At 70.9% G+C, this 16,956-nt stretch carries 11 protein-coding genes and 1 pseudogene; 6 read left to right on the top strand and 6 right to left on the bottom strand.

What is annotated here, in order from left to right; all coding sequences use genetic code 11:
• The 4 genes from RV986_RS13595 to RV986_RS13580 form a co-directional block, all read right to left on the bottom strand.
• A complete protein-coding gene (locus RV986_RS13595; protein WP_475917645.1) occupies positions 1-657 on the bottom strand; it encodes a hypothetical protein in 657 nt (218 codons plus the stop codon).
• On the bottom strand, positions 654-1,076 hold the full coding sequence (locus tag RV986_RS13590) for a hypothetical protein (RefSeq protein ID WP_475917644.1): 423 nt from the start codon (positions 1,074-1,076) through the stop codon (positions 654-656). The genes RV986_RS13595 and RV986_RS13590 overlap by 4 nt, the downstream gene beginning before the upstream one ends.
• A gap of 361 nt (positions 1,077-1,437) precedes the next feature.
• Positions 1,438-1,635 (bottom strand): DUF397 domain-containing protein, encoded by a 198-nt coding sequence (locus RV986_RS13585; RefSeq protein ID WP_475917643.1) that lies wholly within the window; start codon positions 1,633-1,635, stop codon positions 1,438-1,440.
• Positions 1,632-2,489 (bottom strand): helix-turn-helix domain-containing protein, encoded by an 858-nt coding sequence (locus tag RV986_RS13580; protein ID WP_475924273.1) that lies wholly within the window; start codon positions 2,487-2,489, stop codon positions 1,632-1,634. The genes RV986_RS13585 and RV986_RS13580 overlap by 4 nt, the downstream gene beginning before the upstream one ends.
• A 175-nt stretch (positions 2,490-2,664) precedes the next feature.
• Here RV986_RS13580 and RV986_RS13575 point away from each other — a divergent pair, with 175 nt between their 5' ends.
• Positions 2,665-3,174, top strand: a complete 510-nt coding sequence (locus tag RV986_RS13575) for an ATP-binding protein (RefSeq protein WP_475917642.1) — start codon at positions 2,665-2,667, stop codon at positions 3,172-3,174.
• A 76-nt stretch (positions 3,175-3,250) separates the two neighbouring features.
• Here the strand turns inward: RV986_RS13575 and RV986_RS13570 are convergent, their stop codons facing one another.
• Both RV986_RS13570 and RV986_RS13565 read right to left on the bottom strand, forming a co-directional pair.
• Positions 3,251-3,922, bottom strand: coding sequence for an McrC family protein (locus tag RV986_RS13570; protein WP_475917641.1), 672 nt, complete (start codon positions 3,920-3,922; stop codon positions 3,251-3,253).
• A 424-nt stretch (positions 3,923-4,346) separates the two neighbouring features.
• Positions 4,347-5,331: pseudogene (locus RV986_RS13565) on the bottom strand (AAA family ATPase); the annotation flags it as partial.
• Positions 5,332-5,769: 438 nt separating this feature from the next.
• Here RV986_RS13565 and RV986_RS13560 point away from each other — a divergent pair.
• The 5 genes from RV986_RS13560 to RV986_RS13540 all read left to right on the top strand — a co-directional run bounded on the left by RV986_RS13560 (position 5,770) and on the right by RV986_RS13540 (position 16,724).
• Positions 5,770-7,371 (top strand): serine/threonine-protein kinase, encoded by a 1,602-nt coding sequence (locus tag RV986_RS13560; protein WP_475917640.1) that lies wholly within the window; start codon positions 5,770-5,772, stop codon positions 7,369-7,371.
• Positions 7,372-8,426: 1,055 nt separating this feature from the next.
• Positions 8,427-9,980 (top strand): TIGR02677 family protein, encoded by a 1,554-nt coding sequence (locus RV986_RS13555; RefSeq protein WP_475917639.1) that lies wholly within the window; start codon positions 8,427-8,429, stop codon positions 9,978-9,980.
• Positions 9,977-11,323 carry a TIGR02678 family protein gene (locus RV986_RS13550; protein ID WP_475917638.1) on the top strand — a complete coding sequence of 449 codons (1,347 nt, stop codon included), beginning with the start codon at positions 9,977-9,979 and terminating at the stop codon, positions 11,321-11,323. Before RV986_RS13555 ends, RV986_RS13550 begins: the two co-directional genes overlap by 4 nt.
• On the top strand, positions 11,320-15,477 hold the full coding sequence (locus RV986_RS13545; protein ID WP_475917637.1) for a TIGR02680 family protein: 4,158 nt from the start codon (positions 11,320-11,322) through the stop codon (positions 15,475-15,477). Before RV986_RS13550 ends, RV986_RS13545 begins: the two co-directional genes overlap by 4 nt.
• A complete protein-coding gene (locus tag RV986_RS13540) occupies positions 15,474-16,724 on the top strand; it encodes a TIGR02679 family protein (RefSeq protein WP_475917636.1) in 1,251 nt (416 codons plus the stop codon). Before RV986_RS13545 ends, RV986_RS13540 begins: the two co-directional genes overlap by 4 nt.
• The last annotated feature ends 232 nt before the right edge of the window (positions 16,725-16,956 follow it).

Raw genomic sequence — 16,956 nt, 5'->3', positions numbered from 1 at the left:
TCAGTTCCCCCCGGACTCGCCCTGCCGCTGTTCCTGCTGGGCGCGTTCCTCCGGCGACGGGCCGAAGGTGTCGTCCAGCGCCTGGTTCCACTGGTCGTCGGAGACGTCGAACACGCCGTTGAGCGCCTGCGACTGCCGGCCGCCCTGGCCCTCGGTGAGGACGGTGCGGCCGGTGTCCTTCCAGGTCTGCGCCATGTCCTGACCGGCCTGGTCGAACGACTCGGGGCTCCAGTCCGGGTTCAGATAGTCCGGCGTGAAGATGTCGCCCCAGTCCTGCTTGGCGATCTCCTCCTCACTGGCGTGCGGGTTCCCGCCGAACAGGGAGTTGGCGCCCACCTTGAGCGCGCCCCCGATGTACTGGTCGTTCTCCCACTGGGTGCCCGCTGCCAGGCCGAGACGGTTCGCGATCTCGCCGGCGTCCCGCACCAGGGCGCGCACGCCCCACTCCCAGCGCTCGCAGAAGTCCTCGAAGTCGACCGAGAGGCCGTGGTGCCCGGCCTCCTTCCCGGTCATCGCCAGTGCCGAGAAGCCCTTTCCCATCACCGCGCCGGTGGCGCCGCCGAGTTCGCCGAGTTGGTCGATCGTGGCACCCACGCCCTGGGTGAACTTGGCGACCGACGCCTTGTCGAACTGCAGGTCCTTTCCGTCCTCGCTCATGATCGTGCCCCCGCCCCCGCCCCCGCCTCACCGGCGTCGACGGCGACCGCGTCCGGAACGATGCCGACGACCGGCGGGAAGAACATCGACCCGTCCTCGGTGGCGATGTCGACGGCGAGACCGGTGGGCTCGCCCAGAGCGGGCACGATCTCGTCGACGATGCGCGCGCCCAGCAGCGCCGCGTAGTCCATGGGCTGATCACCGGGCGCGTGGTGCAGGGCGAACCGGGCCAGTGCGGCCTCGTCGGTGAATCCGCAGATCCACCGCACCCCGCCCGAACGCACCGACCAGAGGCCGCCGTCGGCCACCGGCACCAGAAGGACCGAGCGCCGCATCTCGCCCACCAGAGCACGGGGATCGTCGCCTCCCCTCCTCCGCTCGGCGATGCGCTCGGCGAGTGCCGCCGTTGGCTGCTGCACGGTTCCTCCCTGGTCGTCGGTGATTGATCGCACCTTAGAGCGGGACGCGGGCGACGGAGGGGACGGTTCTCGTGAAGGTTCGCCCGGGCCGGAAGGGAAAGAGGGATCGGCCGCCGGGCGGACAGCCGAGGCAGGGTCGACGAGCACCCTCGGGAGTCGCCGAACCGGACGCATTGGTCAAGCGGGTCCGTGGCCGGCTGGACAGTGGCATTCCGTCGGCGGAGATCGGTGTGAGCACTCGTTTCAACAAGACGTGCGACCAGGCTGCCGCGGCTCGGACGCGGTTCTGTAGCTCACTGCGGACGCGCGAGAGCCCTGCCGCCCGACGAGGAACGGCAGGGCTCTCGCGTACGTACGACCGTCAGGCCTCCCCGACGAACCCCGCCCATGCCTCACGCGACACACGGATGACCGGTCCGGCCACGGCCTTGGAGTCCCGGATGTGCACAACTCCCGTACCGGCCGCGACTTCCACGCATTCGCCGCCCTCGGCTCCGCTGTAGCTGCTCGTGAACCAGGCGAGGCCGGAAGCGACGGTCGAGGACTCAGCGATGTTCATAGCTCTCCCAGCAACCTCTCGATGAACTCCAGCGACTCTCGCGGTGTGAGAGCCTGCGATCGGATGATCCCATAGCGTGCGGCTGCGAGAACCGCCTGCTCCGGGTCGGTCTGAAGGCTGCTGGTTCCTTGCGCCTCGGCATAGACGAACTTCTTGCCGTCCTTGCGGGTGACGATCGTGAACGGCCCATCCACGCCGGCGTTGTCCTCACAGTCGAGCGGTACGACCTGGATCTCGACGTTCCGCTTCTGGCCAATGAGGATCAGGTGCTCCAACTGCCCTCGCAACACGTCCTTTCCACCGTACCGGCGACGCAACACCGATTCGTCCAGCACGAAACTCATCAGTGGCGACGGTCGTCGGTCGAAGATGTCCTGCCGGGCCAGTCGTGCCGTCACACGCTGCTCAGTGGTCTCCTGGTCCAGGACGGGGCGGCGCATGGCGAGCACGGCTCGCATGTACTCCTCGGTCTGAACCAGGCCGTTGAACACCAGCGTGCTGTACGAGAGCAGCTCAATGGCCTCCTTCTCCAGCTTCGCCATCCCCTGAAAGAAGACCGGATACTGAGCCCGTTCCACCTGCTCCTTCCACACCGTCAGCAGACCCCCCGCCCCCAGCACCTCATCCGCCTGCTCGATGGTCCTCGGTGAGGGAATCCTCCGCCCCTGCTCGAACGACGCGACAGTGGACGCCGAACACCCCAGCCGCCGCCCGAACTCCTCGCGTTCCAGCCCCGCCCGCACCCGAAGCGTCTTCATGCTCTGCCCGAACGCGGTGACTACGCCCTGCCCGGACTTGTCCGCCGCCTGTCCTCCGGTGCCGTCGTCGTTCTCCCAGCCGTCCCCGAAACTCACCGTCACCTCGTCGCCCGTACCCTCGGTCACCACTACCGCCTCCCTGGCCCAACGCCCACCCCGGAGCGTCGTCACGCCGCGTGTCTCGTACTCGTACCGACACAGCGCGTACAACCGGTCCGCGTCGGTGCGTCACCACTGGTGACGCTACGCCACCGAGGGGACCGTGGTCGGCATGATGAACAAGCCCGGCAGCCCCGGCGGGACCACCCAACCCGCGCGCCCCAGCGGCTACTTGATCACCCCTCACTCCCTGCTCGACCACACCTTCGAGATGCGCTTCACCTCCACCCCCCGAGGCGCCCGCCTCGCCCGGAGACTCGCCGCGCACCGGCTCGACGCGTGGGGGATCCCGTACGACACGTGTCCGCACGACGCGATCGTGTTGGTCCTCGCAGAGCTGACCGCCAACGCCGTACGACACGGCCATGTACCTGGCCGGGACTTCCATCTGCGTCTACAAGTGACCGCGCACTCGCAGACTGTCCGGATCGAGGTCACCGACACCCGCGCCGAACGGGTGCCGCCCCGCCCGGACGCCCTCCGCCTCTTGGACGTCGAGGACTCCGGTGGCCGGGGACTCCTTCTCGTCGCCGGGCTCGCCGACCGCTGGGACTGGCACCTCCGGTCCGACGGTCCGGGCAAGACGGTGTGGGCCGAGTGCGCGCTCACGCTTCCCATGTGATGGTCGCCACGGCGCTGCGGAGAAGCGTCCCGTGGTGGCCGTGGCACTACACGGCCGCCCAGCGCCCTATTCGGCCTCATACAGGCAGGTCAGCACACATTTGCCGGGACTGGACGGCAAGGTCGGCCAAGAGAACTGCCGGATCCTGGTTCAGGTCGAGGGCGTGCTGGTGCAGGGTGATACCCGCGTGCCGCACCTGATGAGCGGCGTGCGGCGTATTGCCCTTCGCATAGACGAGGTGCCCCTCGGGCAGGCCGAGTGCGGTGCAGTAGGCGAGTATCTGGTAGAGGTCGGAGTCCGGGTAGCCGGCTCGCTTCTCCGCTCTGTACTCGGCGTCGGCGACCGCCAGCGGAGCGCCCCCCGGCCGGTACACGACGAAGTCCGGCCTCATACGGATCGCGTCGGCCTCGTCGAGGTGGTGCGGGTCCTGGAGTGCGCCGGTGAGGTCCGTGCCGCGCAGTGGTGCGCGCAGGGCGACGGTAACGAAGTCCTCGAAGAGCCGGTTCATGTCGAACAGGAACCCGTTGATGCGCAGCCCGCCGGGCATGTGCTCGGGCGACGTTCGGTCCAGCACGGCACGGGCGAGGTGCAGCGCCGGCCGGTAGCGGGCATTGAGCCGGGACGGCTGCCAGGCGGGCAGTGGCTGCCCCGCGACCGGCGGAGTGACGTCCGCGAGCCGGGCGCGCTGGTGCAGCAGCCGATGCCGCACCTCCCGGGGTGCCCCGGGCAGCCGCAGCAACCGCTCCACGGCCCCCCTCAGGAGCCGGTTTTCGGCGATGTCGGTCGTGAAGTCGTGAACTCGTCGTATGCGACCTCCACGCGCAGCGCCGCCCCGAGCCGGCGCCGGATCTGGTCCGGCTCCCGGATCCGCCCGCGGACCACCAGCGCGCTGCCGTTCTACGGCGTGCGCGAGCGCCGGCAGCAGATTGCGCTGCTCGCCCACATCGACCTGTCCGTCTCGCCAGTTGCCCTGCGGGTCCAGGCTGTAGCCGTAACGGGCGCGGCGCTCCCCGGTATGCCGATGGCCACCGACCCGACCTTGCTGCCGGCCCGCAGCAGCCGGCGGCCCGGCGCGTACGGATCGGGGGAAGCGTCCACGACCTTGGACGCGGCCAGGGCCCGGCCGACGGCATCCGGCAGCATGTGTCCGGTGGCCCGGGCGTGCTCGGCCGGCGCCGCAGCAGCCCACGCGTGGACTCCGTGCGAGGGGACAGCGACTTGTCCCTGTACTCCAGCAAGAAGTACAGCTCGCCGAAGACCTTGGCCAGGTTGGCCAGGTTGGCCCGGTTGACCTCGTTGATGATCAGAAAGTGCGGGATGTGTCGGTTGCCCTCTCGCGTGGCGAGGTCCGCCAGCTCACGCAGCGGTCCGGCGGTGAGCCTGAAGGCGACTTCCCGGCTCACCGGGTCCTCCTGGGGGCGGAATCCCTCGAAGAAGTCTTCGTAGGCGTAGGAGGGATGGAACTGGACCAGCTTCACCTGCTCGGGTCCGCCGCCGAGGAACTCGGCCAGTTTCAGCGCCAGGTACGTCTTGCCCGTGCCGGGCGGCCCGAACAAGATGAGCTGATGCTCGTCCGCGAGCAAGTCGCGCACTTCGCGCAGCCAGTCGGTGCGGTGGACGTGCAGCTCGCCGGCAAACTCGTCCGTCGGTTCGGGAAGCTCCAGTTCACGCCGAACGGAGATCGCCGGGACCTCCATGCTCGGATCGCGCTCCATCACCTGCGCTTCATCGGCCAGTTCCTCGTCGGTGAGCCCCAGGCCGTCGATGACGGCCTGAACGGAGGTCAGCTCCACCACGTCGTGCTGGATGGAAAGTTTCTGATGGAGCTCTTCCGGCAGCTTGTTGTACGGGTGCCCGTCCTCCGACTCGAGTTGCTCCACCTCACCCGTGATTTCTCCGACGTACAGCAGGCCTTCGGAGATCGTGCACACGGTGTCGCCCGGTTTCATCCGGGACAGGAACGCGTGCAGCCCGCCGGACGAGGTCCATCCCCGTGACATTGGCCCCGCGCACCAGCCAAGCCCGGTTCGGGCGCCAGGACGCGTCCGTCATGAAGTCACCGAGCGGTCGGCCGTCCTTGGTCTTCCAGCCCGTCCATCCATGGGCGCTGCTGCCGGTGAGAACGGCAGCGGCCTCGGAGGAGGAGTTGAAGGTGATGGATGTGAGCTCGCTTTCGACAGGTCGGGCCGACCCTGAAACGCCGAATTCGGTAAAGCTGGGGGGAGGGACTTGAGGGAAGGCTGGGGGGTCCTTGGGGAAGAATTCTGGGCCCGAAAGGGCAGAGGCAGGGAATCCTTGGGTATAAGTGTGGGTGCCGGGCCTGGTGCGCGTGGCGCGCAGGCGTTCCGGCTGGCCGGTGCCCCGGAATCCGGTGCCCGGAACGGGGCGGCGACTGTCGGGAATTCTCCCGTTGCGATGCGGATATCTGCCGATTTTGTAATGTCTGCGTCGGCGCCGATCAGTTGGAAAGAAAGGCGAAGGCCGAACCCGTCCGGCATACTTGCGAGCGCGGACCACCCTGCTCACCAGCACGCAAGCCAAGGCCCAGCGCGTGGTTCGAGCGCTGATGCACACTTCCGGGGAACAGTCGTCGTCATGAATAACCTTCAGCCTTCGGACCCGACGTCCATAGGCGGCTATCCGTTGCTCGGTCGGCTCGGTGCGGGCGGCATGGGGCAGGTGTTCTTGTCCCGTACGGGTTCGGGTCGGCTGCTCGCACTGAAGACGATTCGCGACGATCTCAGCTCCGAACCGGGGTTCGAGGAGCGGTTCGCCCGCGAGATACGCAACAGCGACCGCGTCCGTTCGCCGTGGACCGTGACCGTCGTGGACTACAGTGCCCCGGGCCAGCGGCCGCAGTGGCTGGCCACCGAGTATGTGCCCGCGCCGTCGCTCGCCGATTGGGTCATGGCCCATGGTCCGCTGTCGCAGACCGCGCTGCTCTCACTCGCCGCCGAACTGTGCGGCGCCGTGCAGGCCGTGCACCAGGCCGGCCTCGCGCACCGGGACGTCAAGCCCGGGAACGTCCTGCTGGCACGCGACCGTCCACGGCTGATCGATTTCGGTGTTGCACGGGCCGCCGACGACAGCAGGCACACCCACGTCGGTGTCTCTGTGGGCTCCCCCGGTTTTCTCGCACCGGACCAGGCCGTCGGCAGTGTCGCCGCCGAACCCGCCGACGTGTTCTCGCTGGCCGCCGTGCTGGTGTACGCCGCAACCGGACGCGGTCCCTTCTCGCGTGCGGCGGAACAGATCCCCGCGGCCACCCTGCTGTACCGAGTGGTCCACGAGGAACCCGACCTGGCAGGTGTCCCCCCGGAGCTGGTGCCGCTGCTCACCGCGTGTCTGGCCAAGGAACCGGCCGTGCGTCCGACGGCGGCTCAGCTGAGCGGATGGCTGGAGGAGAGGGGTGGCCGGATCGGGCGTTGGCCTGAGGAATGCCCCACGGTTCTCGCCGGAAAACTGACCGAGGCCGAGCATTCGGCGCGCACCCTGGTCGACCTCGCACACCAACCCGGCGGGGCCCCCGCCGGTCAGGAATCGGCCCCGAGAACGATGAGGTCCGACACTGTCCTCGCCGCCCCGGCCGAGCCCGGCCGACGCCGTCGGCACGCCTGGCTGCTGACCACGGCCGTCGCGGCGGTCGTGGCGGTCGCGGTCGTGGTGGCCGTGGTGGCCACCGTCCACTTCGGTACGCAGCGTTCCTCGGCCGAGTCCTCCCCGTCCGCGCAGGGACGGCCGTCCGGCTCGGCAGCCTCGCCGACCGCGGGCAAGACGCCGTCCGCCTCGGCCCAGGAGCCTCAGGAGACCCAGCAGTCCCAAGAGTCCCAGCAAGGCCAGGAGTCCCAGGAGAACGACGCGGGCGCGGCACCCAAGGTCGTACAGGCCACGTTCGATCTGGCCGCCGGAGAGTCCGTGGTGGCCGGGGACAGGAGCCTGATCATGCAGCAGGACGGCAACCTGGTGGTCTACGACCAGGACCACAAGGCGCGCTGGGCTTCGGTCACTGGCGGCGAGGGCAACTCCGCCCGCTTCCAGGCGGACGGCAACCTGGTCGTCTACAACAGCGGCGGACAGCCCCTGTGGGCCTCACAGACCGGTGGCCACCAAGGAGCGGTCCTCGTGTTCCAGGCCGACGGAAATGTTGTGATCACGTCCGGCGACACCGTGCTCTGGGCCGCGGGAACGGAGAGCTGACCGTTCCGGTGCCGGGACGGCCTGGCCGGTCGGCCACCCGGCTTCACCGTCGGCACCAGAGGTCGCAGGATCTCCCACTCGGCGTCGGACAGATCCGTCGAGTAACGGGCGCGCGGCTCGCCCACCCCAGCCCTCCAAAGGTGCCCCACCGCCCCGCCACCTGCCCGTATGTCTCGCTGACGGGCTTTTCAGATGCCCTCTAAGCCTCTAAAAGACAAGCTCGGAAGAACAGATCCGCCCAGGGAACACTTTGCCGGCGCGTCACACGGCCAGCCGTACGTCCCAGCGCCGGCCTCGCGCTGCTCGGCGCTCTCGCGTCACTGCCACTGGCGCGCCGGCTGAACGGCGCCGAAGGACTTGCACAGGAGCGGACGACTCTCCTCGGCCTGGCGGTGGCCTTCCCCCTTGTCATGCCGGCTCCTCCTGACCTTCCCCCTGTGGCCGGCCTGCTGGTGGAACTGACACACGGCCCCTTCGCCTGGTGGGCAGTGTCGTCCTCCGTCGCCGGTCCGATCGCCCTGCCTCTGTACGGTGCGCGGGCCTTTCGGGAACGACGCCGGGCCACCTACGGCACGCGTCCATGAAGCGGCCCGGGACCCGCAGGAGGATGGAAGAGTCCGCGCAGACCGCCGTGACGACACTGCGCGGCCTGCACCCGTCGTCGGCGCTGCGAGTGCCCAGGCTCCTCCTGAGCATGTCCGCGCCGTCGGAGGCCGACCACTCCATGCCCGAAGCGGTCGTAGGCGTCGGCGGAGTCGGTGAAGTCGCGGATCTCCGACACCCGGCGGCGCACGACCTTCGCATCGCTGAGGATCTGCGGGTCGGGCCTCTCGGGTGTCGGTGCGCGAATGCCAAAGACAGGGCGGAGCCGTTTCACGGAAGCCGGCCAGGATCACGGGTACTGGTCAGCTGGAGTGCCATCGAGAAGCGTCCAGCGGTTCTCCGATTCCCGCCGGATGAATCCGCTGTTCCGTGACTCGCCCCTGAATGTCGGTGTCGCCCTCTACCGTGGAGATCCGGATGCGGCCGAGGCGGTGCGGGAGGGGGCGACAGGCGTGCGCAGGGTTCCACCGGAGATGTTCCGGTTCACCACGGTGGAGAGGTCCGATCTGTACGGGGCTGTGCTGGACGCCTTCGGCGTGGCCGGTGAGCACCTGGAGACAGCGCTGGGGCTCGACGCGGTGCGCGAGCGGCTGCGCGGGGTGGGCTGGGCGGCGGCGGTCGAGGACGAGGAACTGCATGAGGCGCTCAGGAAACTCGTGCAGTGGGAGCTGCTGGACGTGGTGCACAACCATGCGGAGAACTACCGCACGGCCGAGGAGTACGAGCGGCGCAACCTGCAGTACTCGCTGACCCGCCGGGGCGAGGCCGCTCTCGCCGGAGTGCGGCACGCGCTTGAGGTTCTCGCCTCCACGGGAGCGCTGCAGACGGCCGTGCTGGAGGCGATCGCCGACCGGCTCGACGAGCTGTGCCTGCTGTCCGGCGAAACCGCCTCGTCCGATCGCCGGATCTTCAGCACGCTCCGGGAACTGGAGGGGCATCTGGAGGCCCTGGTGGAGAACACCAAGGCGTTCAACGGCGAACTGCAGCGGCTCCTGCGCGCCGAGGGCGCGGATCTGGAGGTGTTCCGCGAGGTCAAGGCCGCCACCGTCGCGTATCTGCAGGAGTTTCTGGTCAACCTCGACCTGCGTGGCCAGGCGGTCGCCGCCGCCGTGGCCCGGGTGGAGGAACAAGGGATCGCCGTGCTGCGCGAGCGGGCGCTGCGCGGAGCCGAGCTGCCGCCGGTGACCGGAGAGGATCCCGCGGCCGGCTGGCTGGCGAGCCGACGGGCGCGTTGGGCGGGTCTGCGGGCATGGTTCCTTCCGGACGACGGGACGCGCCCCCGGATCGAGCAGTTGCACGACATCGCCCGGCGGGCCATCGTCTCGCTCCTGCAGGTCCTGGAGCGGATCAACGAGTCCCGGCGCCGCTCCTCAAGCGCCGTACAGGACTTCCGGGAGCTGGCGCGCTGGTTCGCGGCGGCCCCCGCGGAGGAGGACCTGCACCGGTTGTGGTCGGCGGCCTTCGGTCTCGGCCCGGCACGCCACGCTCATCTCGCCCACCCCGACCCGGAGTTGATCCCGTCGTCCCATTCCTGGTCCGAGGCCCCGCCCGTGAAGGTGTCGGCGTTGCTGCGGACCAGCGGACGGACGGAGCGCTTCACCCGCACGGCCAAGGTGCGGGACGTCGCGGCCGTCAGGGCGCAGCGCACCGAGCGGGCCCGCGCGGAGCGAGCGGAACTCGCGCGCGCCTGGCGGGCGCTGGAGACGGACGGACCCGTGCGTCTGTCCTCGTTCGGCGCGCTGGATCCTGCCGTCTTCGACCGGCTGCTGGACCTGCTGGGCAGGGCCCTGTCCGCCCGGCCGGGCACAGACGGGCTGCGGCGCGCCACGACGGGGGACGGCCGGGTGGAGATCGCACTGGCTCCGCCTCCCGACGGCCGCACCGTCCTGCTGCGCACCACGAAGGGTTCACTGGCCGGACCGGACTACGTCGTCCACATCGCGGCGGCGGGCGGAGCCGGCGCGTTCCCGGACTTCCTCGCCGCACAGCAGGAGGCGGCGGGATGAGCACACTCGCCAACCAACTGGCCGCCGCGGAACGGGAGGAGGTTGCCCGTGCCGTCCGGCTCCTCCTGGCTCGCCCCCTGCTCACCGAGGCCGCCGACCCGGCCGGCTTCGAGCTGGTACGCCGTCGTCGTGAGCCGCTGGCCCAGTGGTTCGACTACACCTGCGGCTGGAGCCTGGTCGTCGAGCCCCGCCGCGGTTACGCCCGCCTCACCAAGGTCCGCGCGAACCCGGACAGCTCCCGCCCGGCGCGCAGGGCGCGTTCCGGCCGGGCCCCGTTCGACCGTCGGCGTTACGTGCTGCTGTGTGTGACCGCGGCCGAGTTGCTGTCGATGCCGATGACGACCATCGGCATGCTCGCCGACCGTGTCGTGCAGGCCACGGCGACCGACCGGGCGCCGGCCGCGTTCGACCCGGTCCAGCGGCCTGAGCGGATGGCGTTCGTCGACGTCCTGAAACTGCTGGAGTCGTACGACGTGCTGCGCGCGGTGGACGGGACGACCGAGGCGTACGTCGAGTCCGCGGAGGCGAAGGTCCTCTACCGCGTGGACACCACGTTGCTGATCCGGCTGCCCGCCGCACCCGTCGGCGCCTCCAGGCTCGCCGTACCCCCGGACGAGGTGCCCGCGCGGTTCGAGGAACTCCTTGCGGGTCTGGTGCGGGAGCGCCGCTACGGCGGCGTGGTCGTCGACGGTACGGCGGACGAGGCGCACAGCGAGATCGCCGCCACGGACGCACAACGCAACCTGAGGCTGCGCCACTCGGTGCTGCGTCGCCTCTTCGACGACCCCGTGCTGTACCGGTCGGACCTCGCCGACGACGAGCTGGCGTACGTCACCTCCCTGACCGGACGCCAGATCCTGCGCCGCTCGGTCGAGCAGGCCGGCTTCGTCCTGGAGGAACGAGCCGAGGGCTTCCTGCTCGTGGACCCGGACGGGCTGGCCACCGATGTCCGTTTCCCCGACGACACGTCCACTGCCCGGGTCGCCGCGCTGCTCCTTCTGGAGCCGCTCTGCGCCGCGTCCGCCGGATTGCTGCCCGAGCAGCTCGCCGAGGCCGGAGCGGATCTGCTGCGCCGCTTCCCGCGCTGGGCCAAGGCGTATCAGTCCGAGGACGGCGCGGCCCGGCTGTCCGACGACGCCGTACGCGTACTGCGTGATGTCGGCCTGGCCCGCCGAGCCAGGGGCCGTGTTGTCGCGTGCCCGGCCGCGTACCGCTACCGCCTGACGGAGACGACGAGTTCGGATCCGGAAGACAAGCCCGGAGCGGAGTGGGACGTCGGCCCGCGCCAGACGGCGGGCACCACGGCTTTCGGTGGCGTTGTCGCAGAAGGAGATCAGCAGTGAGCGTGACAGAGCTTCCGGTTCCGCGGCGGCCGGAGCCCACTGAGTCGGCCGGGGCACCGGCACAAGCGGCGGATGCCGCCCGCAGTCGCTGGCAGCCGCACCGCGCGGGCATCCTCAACGTCTGGCGCTACTACGACGAGACCTTCGCCTTCCACCAGGGCCGCCTGCTGCTGCGCGGCCAGAACGGTTCGGGCAAGTCCAAGGCCCTGGAACTGCTGCTCCCCTTCCTCTTCGACGCCAGCCTCCGCCCCAACCGCCTCTCCACGTTCGGCGGTTCGGAGCGCACCATGCACTGGAACCTGCTGGGCGAAGGCGCCTCCGGCAAGACCCGCGTCGGGTACGTGTGGATGGAGTTCCGCCGCGTCGGCGACGACGGCACCGAGCGGTGGTTCGGCTGCGGAGCGCGCCTGCAGGCGAGCGTGCACACCAGCGGGGTGCACGCCGACTACTTCACCACCGGCTCCAGGATCGCCCACCCCGACGGCGTACTCCTCGTCAACGAGGCGGGACAGCCACTGACCCGGGCCGTCCTCGCCGAAGCGCTGCGCGACCGTGGCGACGTGCACGCCTCGGCCACCGACTACCGCACGGCCGTACGACGTGAACTCTTCGCCGGCATGGGGGAGCAGCGTTACGAGTCACTGCTGTCCGCCCTGCTCCAGCTGCGCCAGCCCAAACTGTCCGAACGGCTCGACCCGTCCCTGCTCTCCACCCTGCTGTCCCGCGCCCTGCCCCCACTGGGCGAAGGCGAGATCGCCGAACTCGCCGAGGGCTTCGAACGGCTGGACCGCCAGCGCGAACACCTCAAGCGGCTCGACGACGAGGTGACGGCAGCCGAGACCGTCGCATCCCGGCAGCGCGCCTACGCGCGGCGGGTCCTGCGTGCCGGTTCCGCGACGCTGATCTCGGCGACCACCGAGATGGACAACCTCACCCGCGTCGCCCGCCAGAGCGCCGAGGAGCTCGAACAGGCGCTGGCCCAACGCGAGTCGGCCCAGGCCCGGCGTGGGGAACAGGAGCTGCGCGCGCATGCCCTGGAGGAGACCGTCGAGGGCCTGCGCGAGAGCGACGCGTACCAGCAGGGTGAGGAACTCGACCGGCTCCGCCGCCGCACGGAAGACGTGGCAGCCGCCGCCGGGCGGCAGCGCGCTGCCGCCCGGGCCACTCGGATCAGGGCGGAGGAGGACCAGAGGCACGCCGACGAGGCGGTGGGCCAGGCCCGCACACTCGACGAGCACGCGCGCGAAGCCGCCGAGGAAGCACGCCGGTCGGCCCGGGCGGCGGGTCTGGAGTCCATCCACCACGAGGTGAGGACAATCCTGGGCGCGGACCATGCAGTGCCCCTCCCCGACGGCACGGGGCGTGCGGCGGGCGGCAGCCGGCCCGAGGGTTCCGGCACCACACCCACGGGGGGTGAGAACGGGGCCCGACAGGCCCGTCGGCTGCTGCGGGGCGCGGTCACCGCCCGACGACAGCAGGTCAGCCTCACCACCGAGGCGATGGACGAGCACGACCGCGCGCTGCGCGACCGGGGCGCCGCCGAGGGCCTGCTGGACGAGGCCCGTACCCGGCTCTCGGAGGCCATCGCCCGGCGGGACGAGGCCTCCGGCGCCTGGGACGACGCCCTTGCCGCACAGGCGGAACGGCTGCTCGTCTGGGCCGACGACTGCACGGAACTGCGCCTCGCCGACCCCGGGGAGCTGGTGGTCAGAGCGGCGAGCGAGGAAGCGGTAAGGGCCCTGGCCGAAGCCGCCGCACGCCCGCTGGAACAGGAGATCGCCACGGCGGAGGCCACCGTCCGAGCCGCACGTCAGGGTCTGCGGGACGAGCGGAGCCGACTTGCGGAGGAGGTACGACGGCTGAGCGGTGAAACCGACCTGCCACCTGCGCCCCCGCCCACCCGCACCACCGTCCGCACGGCGACGGCGGGAGCACCTCTGTGGCGACTGGTTGCCTTCCGCGAAGGTGTTCCGCTCCCCGTTCAGGCCGCGGTGGAGGCGGCACTGGAGGCGTCGGGCCTCCTGGATGCCTGGGTCAGCCCCTACGACGGGATTACGCTGCCGGGCCACGACACCCGCGCCGAGGCGGTCCTGGCCATGGCTGCCCCGGGGCCCAGTCTGCTGGAGGTGCTGAGGCCCGAGGAGGCCATCCCCGTCCCGTCCGACACCGTGACCCGTATCCTCGCCGGTGTCGCGTACGGCACAACTCTGCCCGGTGGTCACCCCGCGGCCGTCTCCGCCGACGGCGCCTGGCGTCTCGCGCTCGCCACCGGTAGTTGGAACAAGCCGGAACCCGCCCACATCGGTGCCCTCGCGCGGCAGCGGGCCCGGCAGCGCAAGATCGGTGAACTGACCGAGCGCATCGGCGAGACGAACGCCTCCCTCGCCACACTCGACGACCGACTGCGCGGCCTCGACGCTCGCCGCGCCCGGCTGGAAGCCGACCGCGACGCCCGACCCGACCACCGGGAACTCGATGCCCGGCGGCGTGACCGGGACCGAGCCGAGGAAAGAGTGGCCGCCCGGGACGACGCCGTGCGCGACGCCGCCGCCCATCTGGCCCGGCGGGAGAACGAGGTGGCGGGCGCGCTGCGCACGCTCAGCCGCCGGGCCGCGGAACACGGGCTGCCCACCGACCGCGACCGGTTGCGTGAACTCTCCGCCGACATCGACAGGTTCCGGGACACCGCCGACAGTTGGGTGGACGCCCGCCTCACCGCGACCGTCGCAGCCGACAGGGCCCACCAGCTGGCCGCGCAGGCAGACCGTTCGCGCCGGGCCGCCGAGGAACAGGCCGAGGACGCGGCCGCCGCCGAAGCGGAGGCGGCGGGTCTGAAGGCGCGCCTGGCGGCGGTGGAGGCCACCGTCGGCGAGGACTACCGACAGATCGTCGCACGCGTCGCCGAGGCGCGCGCCGAGCTGGACCGCTGCCGCAAGGAGGCCCGCCGGGCGGCCGATCTCCTGCTGCGCCTGGAAGGCCGTATCGGGGGACTGCGGGCCACCAGCGGTCAGGACGCCGAACGACGGGAGCAGGCCGTCGCGACCCGGGACGGTGCGGCGCACCGGTTCCGGCACCTGTGCCTGGTCGGGCTGGCCGAGGACGCCGGCATCACACCGGAACTCGACGCCGGGGACGGCACCAAGGCCACCCTGGAGGCCGCCCGCGCCACAGCGGCGAAGTGGCCCGGCATCCCGCACGCCCCACGTAACCTGGGCGACGCCGCCACCCGCCTTTCCGAAGCGGTCCACGAGGCTCGCCAGCGCCTCGGCGCCCGTGCCGACCTGGACCTGGAACCCGACGACGACATCCAGCTCTTCACCGCCACCCTGGACGGCGTACGGGTGGGGGCGACGGGCCTGCTCGCCACGCTCACCCAGGAGCGCGACCGCAGCCGTGACGACATCACCACCGTCGAGCGGCGCCTCTTCGACCAGATCCTCACCGGTGACATCCGGCGCCACCTCGCGGGGCGCATCCGTCAGGCCGGCGAACTCGTCGACCGTATGAACGGGCATCTGGAGCGGGTCCGTACCGCTTCCAAGGTCGCCGTCCAGCTCGTCTGGGACGTCCGGCCGGACCTTCCGGACAGCACCCGCACCGCCCGCCAGCTGCTGCTCAAGGATCCCGGCCGGGTCACCGAGACCGACCGGGACGCGCTGCACGCCTTCTTCCGCGCCCGTATCGAGGAGGCCAAGGGCAGCGACACCGCCGCGAGCTGGGAGGAACAGCTCGGCGAGGTGCTCGACTACACCGCCTGGCACCGCTTCACCGTCCGCCTCGACCGGGCGAACGGAACCGGGTGGCAGCCGCTGACCAAGAAGCTGCACGGCGCGCTCTCCGGCGGAGAGAAGGCCATCGCACTGCACCTGCCCCTGTTCGCCGCCGTCGCCGCCCACTACGAGGCCGTGCCCCGGGCACCCCGGCCGATCCTGCTGGACGAGGTCTTCGTCGGCGTCGACACCGTCAACCGCGGACAGGTCTTCGCCCTGCTCACCGCACTCGACCTGGACCTCATGGTCACCTCCGACCACGAGTGGTGCACCTACGGCGAACTGCCCGGCATCGCCGTCCACCAACTCCTCACCGACGGCGACGACGACGCGGTCACCAGCGCCCGCTTCGTCTGGAACGGCACCGACCTGGAGGCGGGATGACACACCCGGAAACGGCACCGGGCGAACACACCCTGCGTCGCCCTGAACTCCGCCCGCTCTGGCACACGGTCCACAACCGCCTCTCCTCCGGCCGGCCCGTCACACGGGTGCGTCTCGGACCGCTCGACGACGCCCAGCGCGAGGCCCTCGCCGACCTCCTCGGCCTGGACCGTCTGCCGGACGCCCGCCCCTCCGTCACCCTGGTCCGTCTGGAAGAGGCCGTCACCGAGCTGTGCGGCCGTACGGTGCGCGAAACCGTCACCGAACTCGTCGGCCCCCTTGACGACCGCGCGGGTGAACGGCGCCGCCGAGAAGGCGAACGCGCCGAGCTGTGGACATGGCTGGACGGCCACGCCACCGTACGGGCCCAGCCCGCGCTCGCCGACTGGACCGCCTCGTGCCGAGCCGCCGGTCTGGTCGGTGGCTCGACGGAACGAACCCGATCCCTGCTGACCGACGCACTGACGGTGCTCGCGGCGCTCCCCGCCCAAGCAGAGCCCCTGCCCGTGTTCGCTGCCCGGGTCCTGAAGGGCGACTCCCACGCACTCGACGACGGCACCCGCCTGTCCACCCTCGTCCTGCGTGCCCTGGCAACCCTCCACGACACCGCCACTCCGCAGTCCGCGGCGGACCGGCGTGCCCTGTGGACGCGCGCGGGTGTCGCCGACGACGACCTGTCCGCCACCGTTCTCGTCGGCGGACTGCGCCCGGCCGGCGACGGCCCGCTCGCCCGTGTGGCCCGCGTCTGTGCCGAGGCAGGTCAGGCCGCATGCCTGACCCTCGCCCAACTGCGGGCCCCGGGCGAGTTCATCCTCGCCTCCGACCCCGCGCCCGTCGTCCACGCCGTGGAGAACCCCAGCATCCTGGCTCTCGCCGTACGCCGCTTCGGCCCGGACTGTCCGCCGCTCGTGTGCACATCCGGCTGGCCCAACAGCGCGGCCGTCCACCTCCTCCGCCTCCTCGCGGATCAGGGCGCCACCCTCCGCTACCACGGCGACTTCGATGGCGAAGGCATCCGCATCGCCGCGTATCTTCTGGACAAGACGCCGGCCCGCCCCTGGCGCATGACGGCGGCGGACTACCGCGCCGCGGTCGCCCGCACTCCGCACGGTCCTCGGCTCGGCCGCCTCACCGAGGCGCCCTGGGACCCCGAACTGACCCGCGCCATGACCGACCACGGCACCGCCGTGGTCGAGGAACTGGTGGCCGATGTCCTGTTGGCAGACCTGGCCGAAGCGATTCGGTAAGAATGCTGCGCTCGCTGGTCGTGACGCTCGTTTGACGCTCCGGGCGACTGAACGGCCATCCAGTAGAGCCGCAAATCCGCCGCTGACCTGCGGCTACGCCAGGTCCGTCGCCTGGTGACATGATTCCGATGACTCATCAAGTGGAGTGCGTGGCGATTCTGGAACCGGCGACGAAGGTCGGCTGAGGTCGAAGTCACCTGACCTGTGTTTTCAGGGGTGTGCGGGCAAAGCG

This window comes from Streptomyces sp. RLA012 (assembly GCF_056270325.1).
Note: the sequence above shows the minus strand (reverse complement) of the source record. Positions and strands in the feature narration are given on the sequence as shown.